This is a genomic window from Wenyingzhuangia sp. IMCC45574 (genome assembly GCF_054182685.1).
On record NZ_CM135169.1, the window covers coordinates 1611694 to 1627536 of the forward strand.

Sequence of the window (15843 nt, forward strand, 5' to 3'; positions counted from 1 at the left end):
GGAAATACGTGCAACTACAAACTACGGTTATTTGGATAATACCCCGGATAAGCGTAATAAATGAACGGATATAACGAGTTAGCCCTCATTTGAAAAAAACACTTGAACTCAATGAAAAATATTTTAGAAGCTTATATTAGAATCATAAAAAGAATTGGATCTAACAAAATTTTGGTTCTAATAGGAGCTTTCTCAGCACTTGTTTCTTTATTGACGTTTTTTGGTTTAACTGACGAAAGGCTTTATTACACATTTACTGAAAAGTATAACTTGCCGATAGCAAACGAAAAAACATTTTTATTGTTCATATCCATAGCATTTGGCTCATTTGCCATAATATATCTTCAATCAGGTGGCAAGAAGAAGAGATATGATGAAGATGAAATAAATGATTTTAATGAAAGGAAAATAAACAATCTAACTAAAGAAATAAATGACCTAAAAAAGTCCATAAAAACTATTAAAACTGATTATAATTTCAATGACTCTGACAAAGCTTCTATTGAAGGAAAAATAATTGATAATCTTACAACTGAAACCTTAACAAGGATTTTCGATAGTAAAATTACGGATATCAAAAATGATTTAGAAGCAGAATCATCTTTTACTAGAGTTTTAGATTCTTCTAAAGAAATTGTCTCAAGATTAAAAAGAGAAATAAAAGACTTAAGATTAAGAGCTAACATCAATCTAGTATTTGGTTTAATTATAACTTTTGGCGGCTTATGGTTACTTTGGTCAACTGTTAATATAATTGATTCATCAGAATTACTTAAACAACTTGCCTCAGAAGGAAATGATTCAAATTATAAATTTCTCAAAAACTTATTTATACCTATCGTTCCTAGAATATTACTAGTCTTGTTCATTGAAATTTTTTCTTATTTCTTTTTAAAACTATACAAACAAGGTTTAACTGAAATAAAATTTTTCCAAAATGAACTTACAAATATTGAATCTAAACTCTCTGCTGTATCATTTTCATATGCAACGAATGAGAAAGAGACATTGAGGAGTGCCATATTAAGTTTGGCAAATACGGAAAGAAATCACTCGATAAAAGAAAAAGTCGAATCGAAAGATTCAGTTAAAGAAAAAGATTTATTAAACAAACTATCTGAACTGATTTCAAAAGTGGTCAAAAACGAGGGCTAACAAGGTGTATAAAACATAGCTGGTAAGTGCTAAACCAAAAAGTTGTGCTTATTTGCAAAGACCGCCAAATTTTTAAATTTGGCTTTTAGATTAGAAAAGTTAAAAACAGAATATAAAAATTCGGCTCTGTGTTAATCCGAAAATTTAGCATCTTTTTACACGCTACGTTTCATACACAAGTCCGTTGGCATTCATTAAAAACAAAAAAGGTCTATTCAATAACTTAACGCAACAAATCTTACTTTTTAGATTTGTAGAATGGACATCAAAAAACACAAGAAATTATCCCTTAAAGAAAGAGTTATCATTGAGACTTTATTGAAAGAAAACAAGTCACAATCCTACATTGCTAAATCTCTTTCCAGAGCTAGATCTACAATATCTAGAGAACTTAGAAAATGGGGAGATAACTACAGAGAAGAATATAGTGCTGAAATTGCTTTTTGGTCTGCTAAAGATTATTATCTCAATAAAAGAAACCTTGATAAAATAAACACACATAAAAGATTAAAATTTTATGTCTATAAAGGCTTATTGAAAGGTTGGACTCCTGAGCAAATTTCGGGAAGAATCAAAATCGAATATCCTAATGACCCGGTGATGTCCATATCGCATGAAGCTATATACAGACACATTTATCTAACACCTCAAGGGGCTTTAAATAAAAAACTAATCAAACTATTAGTACGAAAGAAAACTAGACGTAGACCCATCAAAAAGAAGCGTGGAAAAGGTTCTAAAATCATAAATCAAGTCAGTATAGACAACAGACCTAAGCACATTGAATTAAGAAATGAAATTGGACACTGGGAAGGTGATTTAATTGTCGGTCTAGGTCAAAAATCTGTCATTGGAACTATTGTAGAAAGAAAATCTAGATATACAATCATCGTAAAATTAAATGCTAGAAATGCTTCTGAAATAGCTAAAAAGTTCATTCGTGAACTTAATCAGTTAGATCCTATCCTTAAAAAAACTATGACCTATGATAATGGAATGGAAATGGCTAAACATGAAATCATAACTCAAAAAACAGGAGTGAAAATTTACTTTGCTCACCCCTATTCTTCTTGGGAAAGAGGGACTAATGAAAATACTAATGGGCTTATCAGAAGGTACTTCCCTAAAGGAACTGACTTCTCTAAAATAAATCAAAAAACTCTTAAAAAAATACAAGAAAAACTAAACGATAGACCTCGCAAAATTATTGGGTATAAAACTCCTAAAGAAATATTAAATTCTGAACTAAAAATTGTAGCTTAGAATCAAGTAATTATTAATGCGATATGTTGCGTTTTAATGTTGAATCCACGAAATGAAACCTAAATTAATAACATCAATATTATTATTTATTAGCGCATATTCACCTCTATCATTAATCTTAATAGTAAAAGATTTTGATTTTAATTGTTGGAGAGGATTTAAACATCCTATCGTGGTTTTATCACTATTGATAGTATCTTCGTTGAGTATTATACTTCTCGTATTATCAATAAAGCTAATAAAAAAAGGTAATTATCAAGTTAAAGTTATAGAAGTACAAAATAGATCTGTTGACTTGATAAATTACACAATACCATACATTGTTTCATTCTTTGGGTTTGATTTAGCTAAAATGGATGATGTTTTCTCCTTAATTATCTTTTTATTATTAATGCTTTTTTTGACAATTAAAAGTAAATCGGTATTTCTTAATCCTATTTTACTATTAATGGGATACAACCTATACGATATTAAATATGAATTTGAAAAAAAAGAACATAATACAATTATCTTAAATAAATTTGAGAACCTTAAAAAAGGTGATAAACTATATATTAGAAGTTTAACACGATTTTTATACTTAGCAAAAGAAAAAGAAGAAAATGACAATTAAACAAACTTTTAAATCCCTAAAAAAATTAGATTTATCTAATTCAAGTATATCATTAGCTGTAGTTAAAGAATATAAAAGTAAAAGAGAATCTAAGTATAATATTAGTTACGTTCCAATAGACGAGAAATTAGAAACTCGTTTAGCTAACATTATTAAAAATAAAATTGAAAAATCTAACAGTATAGAAGAGTATTCCTTTGACTGCCCTGAACCGGAAGAAGATCAAATAAGGTCTATAAATTCAGAAGGCACCGATTTTGAAAAAATATTAGATAAACTAATTGATTTAAACCCTGAAGAAGATATTATCGAAAATGTTGACGAATTAGTAAAATCTAAATCTTATCTAATTATATTAAGAATTGACTCTGAAATAAAACTAGTTGGGTTTAAAAAGTTACCTGAAAATTGGAAAATGAAAAAAAGTAAAGGATTCATTCCTCTACTATATAAAGAAAATCGTTTTGAAGACCTTGAAGAAGAAAACGTATTTAGTATATCTAATTCTCTTGACTTTATCTATTATTCTGAAAATCTATTTATCTTAAATAAAAAAGGATTTGAGGCTGGTTTAAATTTTAGAGAAGGAATGATTTCTAAAGCTAATGAATTTTACGAAGAAGCTCAATCATTAAACTTATTTGTAAACATCGATAAACTTGAAGAAAAGGTTGGTAATAATCAGAGATACTTAAGAAAAATTTCAACTATAAAAAAACTAGGTCATTATAAAGACCAACTATTTCTTAACAGATTTAAAACTATTAACGATATTAAACAATGGGGAGTTGAATTTACAGATGACCAAATAATTATTGAGGATAATAATATTGAAACAATATTAACTATTTTACAAAATAAAAGACTTCACTCAGACTTAACTGAAGAGGATTTTGATGTAGAAAGTGTTAAATCTTTAGAACATTATAAAAAATAACGAAATGCCAACAACGGTAACCCCAACACAAGCCCCCAAAAAAAAGAAAACAACTACACTATAGAGCCCTTTTAAGGGCTTTGTATTTTTTAACGAGTTACTAAACTCCCAACACTCTAAACTTAATTTCTAGCTTTCAGTTTTCTACTTTCAAACTAGGTCGTTGAAACTCCCTTTTTAGTAAAGCATCTAATTTTAGAAAACCTGCATATAGAGAATTTCTTAGTTCTACCTTACCTTTGTTGTATGCTTTCACTAAAAAGGTAGAAGGCAGTAGTACTCCCAAGTACAGATAAAACACAAATTAAAGCAACCTATGGAACTATTAAAATTAGCCACAGAATGGGCAAAAGCAGAGGTCTTCTCTACACGTTTTTTTATTTTCTTTGCCCTATTATTTTTAATTGCGGGCATTGGTTTTTGGCAATTTGGTAAGACAGATTTGGCAAAGGCTTACATTATTCCAACCCTGGTAGCGGGAGGCTTGTTATTAACCATAGGACTTGGGTTGTTTTACACAAACAAATCAAGAATTACTCAATTTAAAAAAGCATTTGATACAGATGCTCCGGCCTTTTACAAATCCGAAATTGAACGATCGGAGAGCACCTTAAAAGAATACACCGTGGTCTTTAAGGTGATTCCAAGTCTACTAATTGTAGCCGCATTGTTTATGCTTTTTATAAACACACCAACCTGTAGAGCCATTTGTATTACTGCCATAGCCATGTTAACCGTTATCTTATTGGTAGACGGAATGGCACATGCAAGAATTAAAGAGTACCACAAAGAACTAAAGCTACACAATAGCTAAGTACCTCTAAAAACACTTTACATAACACATGGAAACATATTACACCAAAATAGTAGAGTCTCTAATTATTGTCGTTTTTTTTATAGTCTTTAGAATTATTATACACCAGTTTGTAGAAAAAAAAATCATAGACAAGGTTGTTCAAAAAACAAGAAGTCAGCTAGTTAAAAAGGTCATTAACCTTATTAACTTATTAGCTTGCATTACCTTATGTATGATTGTTTGGGGTGTAAAAAAATCTGATTTGGCCGTTTTTGTAGGTTCTGTTTTAACCATTGTTGGTGTGGCTTTCTTTGCACAGTGGTCGCTATTATCTAACATTACCTCTAGCATTCTTTTGTTTTTTGGTCATACAGTTAAAATTGGAGACACCATAGCCATTATGGAAGCCAAAGACTACGAAATACAAGGTAAAGTTGTAAATATTGGTTTGTTTTTTACCAAAATAAAACTTCTTACTTCTGATGATGAAATTACATTGCCTAACAATATTTTTATTCAAAAGACCATTAGAACCATACACCAAACGTCTGACACACAAAATAACTAAGACAAACAAACATCACTCACATTACAGTCTTTTACGTTTTTAATAGTAGTACCGATGAATTAATTTTTTAAATTTGGGAGAATGAGAAATTGCTATGAGGTGTACTTTTAGGGAATACCTTTCCTGATAACCATACCTTTGGTAAGTTTATAACAAGTTGGCTACTAGCTATGAAAAATCCCAACATAATTTGAAATGAGTGGAAAAAATATACATTCTGAACCTTTTGATAATGGAACAATAACTAAGCTCGAAATCTTTGAAGATTATGCTCAAGCTTGGATACCTACATTTTTACCTCAAACTCATTTTAGTGAGATACACATATTTGACTTTTTTTCTGGACCAGGTTATGATTCAAATAACGTAGCTGGTAGTCCAATACGACTTTTAACTAAAATAAACGAGCATTTAGGCAATATTTTGAGGACTAAAACTAAAATTGTTTTACACTTTAATGAATTTGAACCTACCAGAAAAAAGCAACATAAATTTGAACTTCTCAAAAAGAATTGTGAAGATTTTATTTCACAAAGTCCCAAATTCAAATATTTCCTCACAGTAAATTATTACAATGAAAATGCTGAAGAATTATTCTTTAAGTTAATACCTATAATTAAACAATATCCATCATTAGTGTATTTAGATCAAAATGGAGTAAAATTTATCTCTCAGGAATATATTAATGAACTCGAAAGACTAAATACAACTGATTTTATCTATTTTGTTTCATCCTCTTTTTTTAGAAGATATGGAATGACAGATGAGTTTAAAAAGGCTTTAGAGATTGATGTTGAAGAATTAGAAAATGAGGAATATCGAAATATGCATCGTTTGGTTTTCAATAAAATCAATTCAAGATTACCTCAAAAAACTGAATTAAAATTATTTCCATTTTCAATTAAAAAAACCAGAAATATTTACGGAATCATATTCGGTGCTAAAAATTATGCAGCAGTTGATAAATTTTTAAAAATAGCATGGAAAAGAAATAGCTTAAATGGAGAGGCTGATTTTGACATCGATGAAGATAAAAGTAAAATTCAACTTGACATGTTTGAAGGGCAAAAACTGACAAAAGTTGAAAAATTTAAAAACGAATTAGAAACGAAACTTTTACAAAAAGATACTGTTACTAATAAATCTGTTTTGATGTATACATATTCTAATGGTCATATTCCACAACATGCAGTAGACTTACTGAAATTAATGAAGAAACAAGGAAAATTAGAATACATTGGTAAATCACCCTTTTTAAATTATGTGAATGTCTTTAGAAAAGGTAATATTGTAACCTACAAAATAATAAAAAAGTAAAATGGCACAATCAAGTATAGAATGGACAGAAATGACTTGGAATCCTACAACTGGTTGTACTAAAGTTTCTCAAGGTTGTAAATTCTGTTATGCAGAAATTATGTCTAAACGACTACAATCAATGGGAGTTGAAAAATACAAAGACAATTTTGAAGTTCGCACACACGAATCAGCACTTAAAACACCATATACTTGGAAAAAATCAAAAGTCGTTTTTGTAAATTCTATGAGCGACTTATTCCATGAGCAAATACCTTTAGAGTTTATAAAAAAGGTTTTTAAAGTTATGAATGAAAATCCACAACACGTTTTTCAAGTTTTAACCAAGAGAGCTGAGAGATTATTAGAGTTACATTCTGAATTAAAATGGAGTCATAACATCTGGATGGGAGTTTCAGTTGAAGAACAAAAAGTAGAAAGCAGAATTGACTATTTGAGAGAAACTAATGCTAAAGTAAAATTTTTGTCACTTGAGCCATTAATTGGAGCTCTTCCAAACTTAAATTTGAAAAATATAGACTGGGTAATTGTTGGAGGAGAAAGTGGTCATACTCCAAGACCAATAGATGCTGATTGGGTAATTGATATTCAAGAACAATGTGAAAAAGCTGATGTTGCATTCTTTTTCAAGCAATGGGGTGGGAAAAACAAAAAGAAAAACGGTAGAGAATTGAATGGTAGAACCTATGATGAAATGCCCGAAATTGAATTACAACATAGTGTATAAAAAAGCCATTAGCCAACACGGCATATACTCAATTTAGGGTTTTGTTCTTGCCTCCTACTTCATTATTTTTATACTCCCCTCGTTTATTGGGTAATAAGAAGTTTATTCATTTTCCAAAAACTGAGCATATACAACCCTGTCAAACCACCTCCAAAGAATTCCGATGCAAAGCTATAATTCCCTGCTTCTCTAGCTTCTTTAACAATCTGGAAATTACTACACGAGAGGTATGGAGTTCGTAGGCAATTTCTTGATGGGTACTTTTTATGGTGTTACTACCTGTTACCGCAACTTTGTCTTGTAGGTACTTTAGCAAACGTTCGTCCATTTTTTTAAAAGCAATATTGTCTACGGTTTCAAACAAGTCCATCAAACGGTTGTGGTAACTGTCTAACACAAAGTTTCGCCAGCTTTTGTATTTCCCTATCCACTCCTCCATTTTTTCTACGGGAATCATCACCAGTTTGGTATCTAGTTCTGTTACGGCTTTTATCTCGCTTTTTTGGTTTCCGGTACAACAGGTCATGGTCATGGCACAGGTATCTCCTTTTTCTAAAAAGTACAACAACAGCTCATCTCCATCATCGTCTTCTCGTAAAATTTTTATAGCTCCCTCTAACAACAAAGGCATGGACTTTACATACTGTCCTATGTTCATTAAAGTAGTTCCCTGGGCTACTTCTTTTACGGTAGCCACTCGGTCTATTTCTTCCAATAGCTCTTTTTCAAATATATACCCGTAATGTTGTTCTAGTTCTGTTAACATAATTCTTGCGTTGGTAAGACTCCCTAAATTTAGAAAAAAGCAAGTCCATTTTGCTACAGAAACACAAAAGAAATACGTGCATAGATTTTAACAAGACAAGCATAGATTTGGAAAAGGCAACCAACTAAAATAGCAACAACTTTGTAATAGCATATTAAATACAAACACTATGAATTCTAAAACAGCAATTATTACCGGAGCAAGCAGAGGACTGGGGAGAGACATGGCCATTAACCTAGCTAAAAACGGAGTGAACATTATTTTCTCTTACTACCAAAACAAAGAAAAAGCCCAAGAGGTGATTTCTGAAATTGAAGCCTTGGGACAAAAAGCGGTGGCTTTTCCTTTTGATGCCAACCAACCTGAAAGCGGTGCAGCGTTTCTAAAACAAGCTACAGACTACTTAAGCAATCAAAACAACAGTCCAAACTTTGATTTTCTTATCAACAACGCAGGCACAGGAACCTATAATTTAGTAGCAGACACCACCGAAGAACAGTTTGATGAAATGCTAAACATCCACCTAAAAAGTGTGTTTTTTCTAACCCAAGCAGCACTTCCTTACCTCAACGAAAAAGGGAGCATTATCAATGTATCTAGCGGATTGGCTCGTTTTAGTTTGCCAGGTATGTCTGCTTATGCCATGATGAAAGGAGCCATTGAAGTCTTTACCCGATATTTAGCCAAAGAATTGGGAGCTAAAAAGATTACAGCCAATGTAGTAGCTCCGGGTGCCATTGCTACCGATTTTGCAGGTGGAACAAATAGAGACAATAAAGAAAAGAGACAAATTATTGCTAATATTACTGCTTTGGGTCGTGTAGGAGAAGCCGAAGATATTGGTGGGGTGGTTGCCTTTTTGTGTTCCGAAAAAGCACACTGGATTAACGGACAACGAATAGAAATATCTGGAGGAATGCTAGTGTAAAATCTTTTGTATAATTTTATAGAAATGACCGAGATGAAACATTTTAAAAAAATTAGCGACTACCACAAAGTAGCCAGTCTAACTCCACCTGAGCATCCTTTAATCAGCTTGATAAACTATAACGACATTCAATACCCTAAAAATACTGAGGAGCTAAAATGGAGACAAGACTATTATACCATAGGCTTAAAACGTAATATTCCTTACAAGTTTTTCTATGGTCAGCAAGAATACGATTTTGACGAAGGCGTTATGACCTTTATAGCTCCCAATCAAGTAATGAGTTTGGGGAGCAACCCTAATGTTAAAAGCAATCAGCCATCGGGTTGGTTGCTTTTAATTCACCCCGACTTTTTATGGAACACCTCATTAGCCACCCAAATAAAACAGTACGATTTCTTTGGGTATGCTATTAACGAAGGACTTTTCCTTTCTGCTAAAGAAGAGGCTACACTTATCAATTTACTGAACAACATAAAAACAGAATACCAAGCTAATATTGATAAATTCAGTCAGAAAATCATCATCTCCCAACTAGAACTGCTGTTAAGCTATGCAGAACGTTTTTACGAAAGACAATTCATCACACGCAAAATTACCAACCACCAAGTAGTCACTCAGCTAGAGCAGTTACTGGAGAACGCTTTTGAGCAACACAGCTTAATTGACAAAGGAATTCCAACCGTTTCGCAAGTTGCTCAAAGTTTACACTTATCCCCTAACTATTTAAGCAACCTCCTTAAATCCTTAACTGGACTGAGTACGCAACAACACATTCATCAAAAACTGATACAGAAATCTAAAGAACAATTGTCTACCACCAATTTATCTGTAAGTGAAATTGCCTACAACTTAGGTTTTGAACATCCTGCTTCTTTTACCAAACTTTTTAAAAACAAAACCAACCTATCTCCAGTAGCCTTTAGAAAATCTTTTAATTAACTGTTCATATAAAAAATAAATGAAACTACAAGAATACTCCAATACACTAGCTCAACTTATACACGACTGTAGAAAAGAGTTAATCCACCCTAAAATGAAAAGTATTAATGACGATAAAGAATCTTCACAATTCTTTTTCACTATACTTTTTAAACTAACCAATGGTCTGGATTCTTTAAACATCTTTTTAATTAATCTAGAAAACAAACCCCAGTTTTCTGACTCTCTTTTTATATGTTTGAGATCTTTACTTCTAGATATGTTAACCGTTGATTATTTGATTATAAAATCTGAGTTTGAAGAAAAAAACATTCAAGCAAATCTAGACTCTCTAAAATCAGACCATGTACTTTATCAAATAAAAAACCTCAAAACCTATAAAGAAATCTTCAATCTTTCTGAATCTGACTATCAGAAAAAAAGAAAAGAACTCATTAATCATTTTAACAAGTATTTAAATAAAAATGGAAAGCTCCAAGAAAATCTTAATAAGTTTCCAACCTCAGCAGGAATAATGATTAAGGAGATAAAAAAGAGATGTAACAATACAGCATTTTTATCAAATTCAATAGAAGCTTTTGAATACTATGATCTCTATTCTAAATACGAGCATTTAGGAGAATATACAACTAAGCTTGTGTTTAGAGGGTATCACTCCGAAAACATTAACTCTCTTTTTAATGAAGCTAAGTCTTGCCTTAGATTGTTAATTAGCTTTCAATACGTATTATTAACTGAATTCTACAAAAGAGAAAAACTTATAAAAACCAATTATTGGAAAAATTATCAATTACTAACCTAATAAAAAAACCCAGCTCGTCCGTAAACGAGCTGGGAAAATTGCTATGAAAAAGAATATACTACTTACTAAAAGTAGTATTTGGTTCCAATTAGAAACAAGTTGTAACTAAAATCAATTGTTGGAATTGACTCGTCCACAATCTCTTTGTTTTCTAATTGATATATTCCGTAAAGGGAAAATTTCTTATTTGTGAATGCATTTAGTTGCACTCCTAATCTATTAGTCGTAGTACCTATAGAATTGTTTACAAAGTAAACGTTATTTTCGATAACATTGGTATTATTATTCAATAAATAACTAACTTTTGCTGAAAATCCTTTTCCCAACTCAAAATAAGTAAAAGGTTCCATAGAAGTTTGCATACCTGTTTCGTTTTGACCCTTAAATCCGTAAAAAGTTCCTCCCAACAACCAATTATTATTTCCTAATGGTGCGTATGAAAATCCTCCAAAGGCAACTTTTCTATCTAAGTTCATTACTTTAGAAATAGTTCCCCCTACAAACACATCTAAATAGTTAAAATTCTTAGTAACTTGTATAGATGCTGCTATGTTTGTTTGCTGATCTGTGGTATCTTCAAAACCTACATACCCAGTAAAATCTGTACTTACAATATGAACAGCAGGTTGTAACGACCAATTGTCTTTTAAAGGAACGTTGGCTCCTACATAATATTGTGTTTGCTTGGCTTCTCCATACACACTTTCTTGATTAAAAGCCGTAAAAGCATGGGTTAACGAAAAATTATTCTTCACAAAGTGCTTTGCTCCTACCTGAACGTTGGTTGCATTTCCAAAGTAAGTGGTATTGTTCCCCTCTTTGTACGCTTCTTCTATTACTTTGGTAGCAAATTCTGCAAATACATGTTCTACAGCGGGCAATTCTCCAGTTTGTGTTTTCTTTTTTAAATCCATAGAAAACGTCTTGGTCAACTTTCTGGCTTCTTCTGCCCTTCCTGTAAATACCCAACAGTAATACAAGTACTCCTTAGCAATATCAGATTTTTGATTGAACGCAATGGCTTTCTTAAAATGTTTCTGAGCCAATCTGTACTTTTTTTGTTGGTAATACCCTACTCCTACACGCATACGCATAAAATAGTAATCGTAGCCATTATCCAATGCTTGCATCCCAACTTTGGTCAACTCTTTCCAATTTCCCTGAGTATATAACTCGTAGGTTTTGTTTTGTGCCTCTGCAGAAGTTAAGGTACTCTGCGCAAATACAAAGCTGTTCATTCCCAATAAAAACAGTATTATTAGTCCATTTTTACACGTTTGTTGTATCGTTACTTTCATGCTTTTTTTATTTAATTAAAGACAAACCTTCTAAGGCAGAAGCATCGTTAGGGCTATACAACAACACCTTGTTAAACAAAACCGATGCATTGTTTATATTCCCCAAAAAGTAATTTGTCCAAGCACTCATTAACATATAATTGTAATTAAAAGGGGTTAAGTCTAAAGCAACGTTAAAATATCTTTTTGCTTGTACATAGTCTTTTCTGTAATAATAAATAAGCCCCAAACTATAGTTTGCCCCAGCATTTTTAGCATCCAATTTTAAAATCTTATGATACAATCCTTCTACCTCGTTCCAATTTTCTTTAGAAGAGTACACGGTAATCATGGCCCACTTTGCTTCTGTAGATGCTGGCATTAACTCATCGGCTCTTTGGTAGTGTAACAACGATTCTTTGTTACCTCCCGCCAAATAATACAACCACCCCAAACGCAAATTCATTTCGTACGACTTAACAGTGTATACCTTGCTAAAATCTGAAATTGCTTTTGCATATTTTTTCTCTTTCTCGTGCTTATACGATCTTGCAAAAGCATCTAACACTTCTTTATTCTGAGCGTTGATTGTTGTACAAACTAAAACCGCTGCAATACATAGGGCTTTTAATTTTTTCATCTTTTAATATTTTTTTGATTTTAATTATTTGATTCCTTTTACTCACTGTAGTGAGTTAGTTTTTTTTAAACAAATAGGTTTCTTGTTTGTGCTTATGTTGTACTGTAAACCTTTTAATTTCGTAGTCTTTTAATTCCATTTGGTAGCTAACTTTTCTAAAAGAATACCCCAGAGCAGAAGCTTCAACCTCTGAATGTAACACCATATTTTGTGGTGCATAGGTATTGTCTACACTTACAAATTTAGTTTGATAATTGGCTCTGGTAAACAAATAGAAAGGAGCTAAAAAATCTTGAATAAACTGCACCCATCTTGCATTAAAATGAATTAACGGTACTTTATCATCTAACACAACATCGGGATAATACCCCAATAACTGTCTGTAAGTTGCCAAGTAGAATTGAAACAACACCGATTTCTTGCTTCCTTCAAAATCTGTACAATAAAACATTACGCCATCGTTTTCAAAGTACACATAAGACTTACTGGTCTTGCAGTAAATATGTTTTCTATTAAACGCATCGGTTTTTACTTCCCAATGCAAGGTTTCATTGGTTCCCTCTTTGGTAATTTCTAGTCGATCTCCTGGCAACATACCAAACGCTACAGAAAGTAAGTGTGTAACGGTTACATTGCTAATAAACGTTCCTTCTTTTGGCACTTCGGAAACTCGTAACAGTTTTTTATCTCCTTGTCTTTCTATAAAATATCCTATAGGATACGGATATGTTTTTTCTCCTATAACAGGAGTGGTTTGTAACTGAAAGTGTATGTGCGGTTCTGGAGAACGTCCGCTATTACCACAAGTTCCTAAAAAAGTTCCTTTGGTAACATACTGACCGATATACACTTTAAAAGAATCTTTTTTAACATGACTAATTTGTGAAAACAAACCGTTTAAATGATTGATAATAATGGTATTTCCCCAATTATTATTGGTATCCATATCTCCTACATCGTTATCCTCTACCGTGTTGATAATATCATACACATAACCATCGTATGGTGCCACCACATCTTTATCGTAGCAATAGAAATGTCCCACTCCAAAACCTTCTCTTGCGCTTAACGGCAACCTGTAGGTATTCGATTTTTCATCCTCTATTACAAAATCCAACGCTTTTCCCCAGTCTCCTAAATGTGTAATTCCTCCATCGTATCCCTGACTTACGTTCCACTCTCCTGTAAAAGGCAAAGCCAATTTATACAAATGCTCGTTTTTAAAACGCTGAATGGAATTCAGGAACTTATAAATAGTTTTCTCGGCAGAAAAATATTGCAAAGTAACTACTTGTAAATAGTTAGAAAACAATCGTTGATTTAGGGCAAAGAGAAATCCAATGGTGATTAAACTAAAAGAAATAGAGTAAGGTTTTATATTAAACTGCAATAAAATCTTAGTTAAGGCCAAAGAAGTTAATAACACAATAGGGGTTAAAACAATTACGGCAATGTAACTATATATATTAGGAATGATAAAGAAACATCCAATGGCAATTCCAACAAATATAAAATTGGCTCCTAACAAGTTATGATTTAAATCGCTTACATCTGCTCCAAAAATATAGTAGTAAAAGTAAGCACAAGCAAAACCTAATACACTTAATGAAAAAGCAATTCTAGAAAACTGTAACAAACCTATAGCTATAATTAACCCTGCCAATACGCTTGTCTGAAAAAAAGTTCCCGCTAAGGTTCTTAAAAAAGTCAACACAAAAGAACTCAAAGGCAGTCCGTCCAATGCATGTAGGTAGGAATAAAACCAAGAAGCTTCTGCTTTTACTGCTTTATTGGCTAAATACACATGTGTCTCATCAAAAGAAATATTTTCGAAATTATGAGCCGCCAAAGAAACAATCCAATAGGTAATTATAAAAGGAAACACCAAAAAAGGGAGGTTATACATTCCTAACAAACCTTTTAAAGAAGCTGTTATTAACAATAGAATGATTAAAGCAGACAAGAATAAAATTACAAAAGGAAAGTTTAGGTTAAACTCATACCCCATAGACATCCCTACAAACAATGCATTAAACCCAAAAAGCCCCATTCTCACTTCGTCTTTATCAAAGCCCAAAGCATTGGCCATTCCATTTACAATTAATATTGCAGCCAATCCGCATATTCCCACAAAAGGGTTAAATAAAGTAACCGCTAAAATGCACAATGCAAATACATTGTCTTGCGAAAAAAACATTAAACTATAACTGTTTAAGGTGCTTTGTAAAAAGTAATTCGCCTTTATTTTTTGTTTTAATGTCATCCAATATTTTTTTAAACTTTTTATTTTCAAACCTTTAGATAAACCTTTGAAAATTAATTTCATTTTTTCATAAACAATAGTTAGGGTTTCTTTTTTGATGCCTGTTATACTAGTGTTACAAGTCTAAAACATGAGAGCGTTTATTTACCCTACCATTTTTTTAGAAAATTGTAATAAAAAAAGAACAAAAAAAACCTAAATTACTAACCAACAATATATTACATAAAAAACAAGTTTTAAGACGAAAGCTTAAAGATTATGTAAAAGATTACAAACTATTTTATCACTATGGGATCAACGGTAAATTTTAAAAGCAAGATAAAAGATGAGAACTTAAAGAAACTTCGCGAGCAAGAAAACAATGCCGGAACCTTTAAAAACTTTGTAAACTGGTTCGAAATTCCAGCATACAATCACTACCGCTCTGTTTGTTTCTATAATTACATCTATGGTATTAATATACACACTGTAGAACTAAACGGTTTTGCCATGGGATTCTTCCCAGCAGAAAGCGGTATAGGAGGTGCTATTGTAGCCGGTCCGGGGTGTATTCCTAGCGAAGTGGGTCCTTTAATATACTTAAACGGTGGTGAAGATTTAAACAATGTCCTTTCTAGAATAAACGAAGCAGGAGGACGTGTAGTAATGGAAAAAACGTTCTTAGGAGAAGGAGCAGGTTATTTTGCCTTATTTATTGATTCTGAAGGAAACAGATTGGCTTTGCATTCGAAACAGTAATTCAGTGGACAGTCAGCAGTATTCAGTTGGCAGTATTCAGAAGTCATTGAGCAATAACTAATAAGAGTAGTACTTATTTGCAGTAAGCAGTCCTCTGCATTAAATAGGTTG

The 15843-nt window shown here is 32.0% G+C and carries 16 protein-coding genes; 12 read left to right on the top strand and 4 right to left on the bottom strand.

Annotated features, from left to right (window positions below):
* The first annotated feature begins 111 nt into the window (after positions 1-111).
* The 8 genes from ACXHHC_RS06810 to ACXHHC_RS06845 all read left to right on the top strand — a co-directional run bounded on the left by ACXHHC_RS06810 (position 112) and on the right by ACXHHC_RS06845 (position 7376).
* On the top strand, positions 112-1155 hold the full coding sequence (locus tag ACXHHC_RS06810; RefSeq protein ID WP_458228881.1) for a hypothetical protein: 1044 nt from the start codon (positions 112-114) through the stop codon (positions 1153-1155).
* Between the two features lie 258 nt (positions 1156-1413).
* Positions 1414-2418 (top strand): IS30 family transposase, encoded by a 1005-nt coding sequence (locus tag ACXHHC_RS06815; protein WP_458228882.1) that lies wholly within the window; start codon positions 1414-1416, stop codon positions 2416-2418.
* Positions 2419-2470: 52 nt separating this feature from the next.
* The gene (locus tag ACXHHC_RS06820) at positions 2471-3031 is read left to right on the top strand and encodes a hypothetical protein (protein ID WP_458228883.1); all 561 of its coding nucleotides are present in this window, start codon (positions 2471-2473) and stop codon (positions 3029-3031) included.
* Entirely contained in the window at positions 3021-3968 is a 948-nt protein-coding gene (locus ACXHHC_RS06825) for a Kiwa anti-phage protein KwaB-like domain-containing protein (protein ID WP_458228884.1), read from the top strand. Before ACXHHC_RS06820 ends, ACXHHC_RS06825 begins: the two co-directional genes overlap by 11 nt.
* Before the next feature lie 316 nt (positions 3969-4284).
* On the top strand, positions 4285-4782 hold the full coding sequence (locus tag ACXHHC_RS06830; protein WP_458228885.1) for a hypothetical protein: 498 nt from the start codon (positions 4285-4287) through the stop codon (positions 4780-4782).
* 28 nt (positions 4783-4810) lie between these two features.
* Positions 4811-5332 (top strand): mechanosensitive ion channel domain-containing protein, encoded by a 522-nt coding sequence (locus ACXHHC_RS06835; protein ID WP_458228886.1) that lies wholly within the window; start codon positions 4811-4813, stop codon positions 5330-5332.
* A gap of 195 nt (positions 5333-5527) precedes the next feature.
* Positions 5528-6649, top strand: a complete 1122-nt coding sequence (gene tcmP / locus ACXHHC_RS06840; RefSeq protein ID WP_458228887.1) for a three-Cys-motif partner protein TcmP — start codon at positions 5528-5530, stop codon at positions 6647-6649.
* A gap of 1 nt (position 6650) precedes the next feature.
* A complete protein-coding gene (locus ACXHHC_RS06845) occupies positions 6651-7376 on the top strand; it encodes a DUF5131 family protein (protein ID WP_458228888.1) in 726 nt (241 codons plus the stop codon).
* A 139-nt stretch (positions 7377-7515) separates the two neighbouring features.
* Here the strand turns inward: ACXHHC_RS06845 and ACXHHC_RS06850 are convergent, their stop codons facing one another.
* On the bottom strand, positions 7516-8142 hold the full coding sequence (locus ACXHHC_RS06850; RefSeq protein WP_458228889.1) for a Crp/Fnr family transcriptional regulator: 627 nt from the start codon (positions 8140-8142) through the stop codon (positions 7516-7518).
* 169 nt (positions 8143-8311) lie between these two features.
* Here ACXHHC_RS06850 and ACXHHC_RS06855 point away from each other — a divergent pair, with 169 nt between their 5' ends.
* The 3 genes from ACXHHC_RS06855 to ACXHHC_RS06865 are packed head-to-tail and all read left to right on the top strand — an operon-like array spanning position 8312 to position 10814.
* A complete protein-coding gene (locus tag ACXHHC_RS06855; protein ID WP_458228890.1) occupies positions 8312-9070 on the top strand; it encodes an SDR family NAD(P)-dependent oxidoreductase in 759 nt (252 codons plus the stop codon).
* 33 nt (positions 9071-9103) lie between these two features.
* Positions 9104-10012: a helix-turn-helix domain-containing protein gene (locus tag ACXHHC_RS06860; RefSeq protein ID WP_458228891.1), complete on the top strand. Its 909-nt coding sequence runs from the start codon at positions 9104-9106 to the stop codon at positions 10010-10012.
* Between the two features lie 19 nt (positions 10013-10031).
* Positions 10032-10814 carry a hypothetical protein gene (locus ACXHHC_RS06865; protein ID WP_458228892.1) on the top strand — a complete coding sequence of 261 codons (783 nt, stop codon included), beginning with the start codon at positions 10032-10034 and terminating at the stop codon, positions 10812-10814.
* Positions 10815-10879: 65 nt separating this feature from the next.
* Here the strand turns inward: ACXHHC_RS06865 and ACXHHC_RS06870 are convergent, their stop codons facing one another.
* The 3 genes from ACXHHC_RS06870 to ACXHHC_RS06880 are packed head-to-tail and all read right to left on the bottom strand — an operon-like array spanning position 10880 to position 14994.
* The gene (locus ACXHHC_RS06870; RefSeq protein ID WP_458228893.1) at positions 10880-12112 is read right to left on the bottom strand and encodes a tetratricopeptide repeat protein; all 1233 of its coding nucleotides are present in this window, start codon (positions 12110-12112) and stop codon (positions 10880-10882) included.
* 7 nt (positions 12113-12119) lie between these two features.
* The gene (locus tag ACXHHC_RS06875; protein WP_458228894.1) at positions 12120-12731 is read right to left on the bottom strand and encodes a tetratricopeptide repeat protein; all 612 of its coding nucleotides are present in this window, start codon (positions 12729-12731) and stop codon (positions 12120-12122) included.
* Positions 12732-12786: 55 nt separating this feature from the next.
* A complete protein-coding gene (locus ACXHHC_RS06880; RefSeq protein WP_458228895.1) occupies positions 12787-14994 on the bottom strand; it encodes an urea transporter in 2208 nt (735 codons plus the stop codon).
* Between the two features lie 288 nt (positions 14995-15282).
* Between ACXHHC_RS06880 and ACXHHC_RS06885 the strand changes: the two genes are divergently transcribed.
* A complete protein-coding gene (locus ACXHHC_RS06885; protein WP_458228896.1) occupies positions 15283-15732 on the top strand; it encodes a VOC family protein in 450 nt (149 codons plus the stop codon).
* The last annotated feature ends 111 nt before the right edge of the window (positions 15733-15843 follow it).

Excerpts from the sequence above, each read along its gene's own strand:
- ACXHHC_RS06835 (WP_458228886.1), top strand. The coding sequence starts at position 4,811 with ATGGAAACATATTACACCAAAATAGTAGAGTCTCTAATTATTGTCGTT.
- ACXHHC_RS06815 (WP_458228882.1), top strand. The coding sequence starts at position 1,414 with ATGGACATCAAAAAACACAAGAAATTATCCCTTAAAGAAAGAGTTATC.
- ACXHHC_RS06820 (WP_458228883.1), top strand. The coding sequence starts at position 2,471 with ATGAAACCTAAATTAATAACATCAATATTATTATTTATTAGCGCATAT.
- ACXHHC_RS06880 (WP_458228895.1), bottom strand. The coding sequence starts at position 14,994 with ATGACATTAAAACAAAAAATAAAGGCGAATTACTTTTTACAAAGCACC.
- ACXHHC_RS06850 (WP_458228889.1), bottom strand. The coding sequence starts at position 8,142 with ATGTTAACAGAACTAGAACAACATTACGGGTATATATTTGAAAAAGAG.
- ACXHHC_RS06855 (WP_458228890.1), top strand. The coding sequence starts at position 8,312 with ATGAATTCTAAAACAGCAATTATTACCGGAGCAAGCAGAGGACTGGGG.
- ACXHHC_RS06810 (WP_458228881.1), top strand. The coding sequence starts at position 112 with ATGAAAAATATTTTAGAAGCTTATATTAGAATCATAAAAAGAATTGGA.
- ACXHHC_RS06845 (WP_458228888.1), top strand. The coding sequence starts at position 6,651 with ATGGCACAATCAAGTATAGAATGGACAGAAATGACTTGGAATCCTACA.
- ACXHHC_RS06825 (WP_458228884.1), top strand. The coding sequence starts at position 3,021 with ATGACAATTAAACAAACTTTTAAATCCCTAAAAAAATTAGATTTATCT.
- ACXHHC_RS06860 (WP_458228891.1), top strand. The coding sequence starts at position 9,104 with ATGAAACATTTTAAAAAAATTAGCGACTACCACAAAGTAGCCAGTCTA.
- ACXHHC_RS06865 (WP_458228892.1), top strand. The coding sequence starts at position 10,032 with ATGAAACTACAAGAATACTCCAATACACTAGCTCAACTTATACACGAC.
- tcmP (WP_458228887.1), top strand. The coding sequence starts at position 5,528 with ATGAGTGGAAAAAATATACATTCTGAACCTTTTGATAATGGAACAATA.
- ACXHHC_RS06830 (WP_458228885.1), top strand. The coding sequence starts at position 4,285 with ATGGAACTATTAAAATTAGCCACAGAATGGGCAAAAGCAGAGGTCTTC.
- ACXHHC_RS06870 (WP_458228893.1), bottom strand. The coding sequence starts at position 12,112 with ATGAAAGTAACGATACAACAAACGTGTAAAAATGGACTAATAATACTG.
- ACXHHC_RS06875 (WP_458228894.1), bottom strand. The coding sequence starts at position 12,731 with ATGAAAAAATTAAAAGCCCTATGTATTGCAGCGGTTTTAGTTTGTACA.
- ACXHHC_RS06885 (WP_458228896.1), top strand. The coding sequence starts at position 15,283 with ATGGGATCAACGGTAAATTTTAAAAGCAAGATAAAAGATGAGAACTTA.